The sequence below is a fragment of the Microbacterium sp. genome, from assembly GCF_031178525.1.
Lineage (GTDB): Bacteria > Actinomycetota > Actinomycetes > Actinomycetales > Microbacteriaceae > Microbacterium.
Genome location: NZ_JAPSJA010000206.1, coordinates 1 through 4050 on the forward strand (window position 1 = coordinate 1; position 4050 = coordinate 4050).

Here is a 4050-nt window from a genome sequence, read left to right on the forward strand (position 1 = left end):
GCGGCGATGGTGATGCACGTGCTTGCGGTCGGCATGCCGTCTGTGGTGCTCGCGGCGGCTCTCGTCGCGGCCGCGCTGGCGTCGTCGGCGGGTGATCGGCGCCGTGAGCGCGAGCGCGTCGCCTCCGCGCACCGGTCGATCGGCGCGGTGCTGATGGCGGCCGCGCTCCTGGCGCATCCCGCCCCGGCGTCAGCTGCGCCGCACGCCCATGGCGTGCCGGCCGAGACGCTCGTCGCGGCGTCGATCGCCGCCTACGGCATCTGGAGCGTCGCGCTCGCCTGGCGAGGCGCGCATGCCACGACCGCCATGCGCGTCGAGATCGGCGCCATGGCGGTCATGCTCGCCGTCATGACGGTGGGGGCTTCGGGAGCGGGCTGAGAACGTCACGCGGCCGCAACATCATCGAAACCATATTTGAGCGCACGCTCAATACATTCGTCTCACCGACGGAGGAGAGTAAGCAATGACCGAGCACGACCTGATCGTCCACAACGCGAGGGTCCACACCATGGACGATGCGGCCCCGGCCGCCACGGCCTTCGCGGTCGCGTCCGGACGCATCACGGCAGTCGGGGACACGGCCGAGATCATGGCCTTGGCCGGACCGGGCACCCGGATCCTGGATGCGGATGGTGCGTGCATCGTGCCGGGGCTGATGGACGCGCACAACCATCACTCCATGGCGGGCGAGGAGGACCTCTATCGGCTGAGCTTCGCGCCGACGGCGACCATCGACGACATCTGCGACGCCGTGGAGGCGTGGATCCGCGACAGGGATCTGGCACCGGGGGAGTGGGTGCTCGGCGGGATCTGGGGCTCGACGCTGGTGCCCGAGCTGAGCACAGCCGATCCGCTGCGCCGCCTCGACGCCGTCTCGCCCCGCAACCCCGTGCTGCTGACGGACGACTCGCACCACAACAAGTGGGCCAACTCCCTCGCCCTCGCGATCGCCGGCATCGACGACGCGCTGCCGGATCCGGCCGGAGGCAAGATCGTGCGCGACGCGGCCGGCCGTGCGACCGGGCTGCTGTTCGAGTCCGCGGGCGCGATCGCCGACCAGGCGCGCGCGGCGGCCGAGGGCGAGCCGGACATCGCACGCCTCGCACGCTGCTCGGAGCGCGGCATCGAGATGATGCACGAGCTGGGGATCACGGCGTTCCAGGACGCGGCGGCGACCCGCGAACTGATCCAGGCCTTCCAGCTCCTCGACGCCGAGGGGCGTCTGAAGGCCTGGGCCGTGTCCTCGCTGCTGATCAACGACAACATCTTCGGCAACCGGTTCATCGGTCGGCCGCTCATGGCACGCGGTGAGGACCACCGCACCGCGCACCACCGTCCCGACTTCACGAAGATCTTCCTGGACGGCGTGCCGCCCACCCATACGGGCGCGTTCCTCGAGCCGTACCTGCCCTCGGACGCCCACGGACACGACCATCGCGGCGCCACGACCATGCCGATCGGCGAGGTCGAGGACTGGCTGCGCCACGCGGACGAGCTGGGGCTCGGCGTCAAGATCCACTGCACGGGCGACGCCTCCGTGCGCATGGTGCTGGACGCCGTCGAGCGTGTGCGCGCGGACGGGCTCGGCCTGCTCGTGCACATCGCCCACGGCCAGTACATCCACCCCGACGACATCCCGCGGTTCGCGGAGCTCGACGTCGTCGCCGAGATCTCGCCGATGCTCTGGGTGCCCGGCGTGATCGTCGACTCGCTGCGCTCCGTGCTGCCTGAGCCGTTCGGCGATCGGCTGCACCCGAACCGGGCGCTCCTCGACAGCGGTGCGACCGTCGTGGGCGGATCCGACTGGCCGGTCGCGGAGTCTCCGAATCCCTGGCACGCGATCTCGGGACTCGTCACGCGCGAGGATCCGACCGGGAGGTTCCCCGGCAGGCAGTGGCCGGAGCAGGCCATCACGGTGCGCGAGGCGCTCGCCGCCTACACGTCGTCCTCCGCGCGTGCGATGAACCTCGCCGACGTGGCCGGTCGGATCGCGCCCGGACTCTCGGCCGACTTCGTGCTCCTGAGCGCGGATCCGCTGACCGTCGATCCCCATGAGCTGAAGGACATCATCGCCCGCCAGACCTGGTTCGAAGGGGAACTTGTCTTCACCCGCGACTGACCTTCCATCGACACGCGTGCTCCCACCCACGCGTCCGCGGGCCCACTCCCGCGCCACTCCTGCAGTCCCCACGCAGTCACCCCAGAAAGAAGATCCACGATGAAGCACACCCACCGTCTGCTCGCGGTCGCCGCGGGCGTCGCGATCACCGCAGGCACGCTCAGCGGCTGCTCGGTCGAGCCGGAGGCGGCGTCCTCGGGCGCGTCGCAGCCTGCGGCCGGAACGGTCGACAAGATCCTCTTCGACTACCCGTTCACGGCGCTGCCGGTCTACGCCGCGCTCACGGAGGCGGCGACCGCCTACGCCGAGGAGAAGGGGGTCGAGCTCGTCCTGACGAACGACAACATGGACCTGTCGACGCAGGTGAGCCAGCTCACGACCCATCTCGGATCGGACGTCGACGCGGTCGTGTCGTTCCCCATGGACAACGCGAGCGTGGAGACCGTGGCGAAGCAGTACCTCGACGCGGGCAAGCACTGGATCACATACGGCGGCGATCTCGAGAACCAGACCACGTCGCTGCAGTTCAGCTTCGAGGAGTCCGGCCGCATGCTCGGCGAGAACGCCGGCCAGTGGGCCGAGGAGGCCCTCGGAGGCGAGGGCACCGCGCTCGTGCTCGTCGACGAGACCATCCAGCTCGGGCAGGAGCGCACGCAGGGTCTTCTCGACGCGCTCGCCGAGACGGCGCCGGACCTCGAGATCATCCAGCAGCAGGCCGTGACGCCTGACGAGGGCCTGTCGGTCACCAGCGCGGTACTCGCCCAGCACCCCGACGTCAGCATCGTCGTCGCGGCGGTGGGCGACGCGGCTGCCGGCGCATACCAGGCTCTCGCCGGAGCGGGTCGTGCCGCGGACGACGCCGAGACCTATGTCGGGGGCCTGGACGGAAACCTGACGCTGTTCCAGGAGATGAAGAAGGGCTCCTTCGTCCGCGCCGTGGTCACGATCGACTCGCTCGAGATCGCGCGCGCCGTGATCGACGTGCCGCTCGCCCTCGGGGAGGGCGAGAGCGATGAGCGCTTCGACGTGCCCGTGTACATGGTCACGCCGGACAGCGCGGACCTCGACGACTACATCGCCTCGTTCGGCGGCTGACATGACCGTCACGATCACCGGGCTGACGAAGCGGTACGGCGCGACGCTCGCGCTGGACGGCGTGGATCTCGAGATCCGCTCGGGCGAGGTGCACGCTCTGCTCGGCCACAACGGCGCCGGCAAGTCGACGGTGATCGGCTGCCTGGGTGGGCGCACTGCGCCCACCCAGGGGGTCATCGACATCGACGGCGAACAGCACACGGCACTGGATCCGCGCGCGTCGATCGCCGGCGGCGTCGCCGTGATCTACCAGCACCTGAGCCTGATCGACTCGCTCACGGTCGCCGAAAACCTGTTCCTGGGCCAGGAGCGAACCGCCGGTGGTGTGCTCGTGCGCCGCCGCGAGCAGAAGCGCCAGGCGGTGGAGGCCCTCGCGCGGATCGGAGCCGAGATCAGCCCGGACGCCGTCGTGGGCGAGCTCTCGATGGGGCAGCGCCAGCAGGTCGAGATCGCCAAGGCGCTGCAGCGCCGGGCGCGTCTGCTGATCCTCGACGAACCGAGCGCCGCGCTCTCGCCCGTCGAATCCGAGCGGCTGGGCGAACTCGTCCTGCAGCTCAAGCGGGAGGGCATCGCGATCCTGTACGTCACGCACCTCCTCAACGAGGTGATGCGCCTCGCGGATCGCGCGACGGTGCTGCGCAACGGCCGCGTGGTGTGGTCGGCCGACATGGCGGGAGTGACCAAGGGCGACATCGTCGCCGCGGTGTCGGGTGCCGCGCACGGCGAGCGTGTCCCGCCGGCCGCTCCGGATGCCGGAGAGCCCGCGCTCCGTCTCCGCGGCTTCGCGGCCGAGGGGCTCGCGCCCGTCGATCTCGACGTGCAGCCGGGCGAGATCG

At 70.5% G+C, this 4050-nt stretch carries 4 protein-coding genes; all 4 read left to right on the forward strand.

Features of this window, described 5'->3' with window-relative positions:
• Nucleotides 1–378 (forward strand): hypothetical protein (locus tag RIF89_RS11580; RefSeq protein WP_309069263.1); only part of this gene is annotated, 378 nt, incomplete at its 5' end.
• 85 nt (nucleotides 379–463) lie between these two features.
• Nucleotides 464–2119 carry an amidohydrolase gene (locus RIF89_RS11585; RefSeq protein WP_309069264.1) on the forward strand — a complete coding sequence of 552 codons (1656 nt, stop codon included), beginning with the start codon at nucleotides 464–466 and terminating at the stop codon, nucleotides 2117–2119.
• A 99-nt stretch (nucleotides 2120–2218) separates the two neighbouring features.
• Nucleotides 2219–3214: a substrate-binding domain-containing protein gene (locus tag RIF89_RS11590; protein ID WP_309069265.1), complete on the forward strand. Its 996-nt coding sequence runs from the start codon at nucleotides 2219–2221 to the stop codon at nucleotides 3212–3214.
• A gap of 1 nt (nucleotide 3215) precedes the next feature.
• Nucleotides 3216–4050 (forward strand): ATP-binding cassette domain-containing protein (locus tag RIF89_RS11595; RefSeq protein WP_309069266.1); only part of this gene is annotated, 835 nt, incomplete at its 3' end.

What these genes read in the sequence shown, in the direction of transcription:
- RIF89_RS11585 (WP_309069264.1), top strand. Translation starts at nt 464, where the DNA reads ATGACCGAGCACGACCTGATCGTCCACAACGCGAGGGTCCACACCATG.
- RIF89_RS11590 (WP_309069265.1), top strand. Translation starts at nt 2,219, where the DNA reads ATGAAGCACACCCACCGTCTGCTCGCGGTCGCCGCGGGCGTCGCGATC.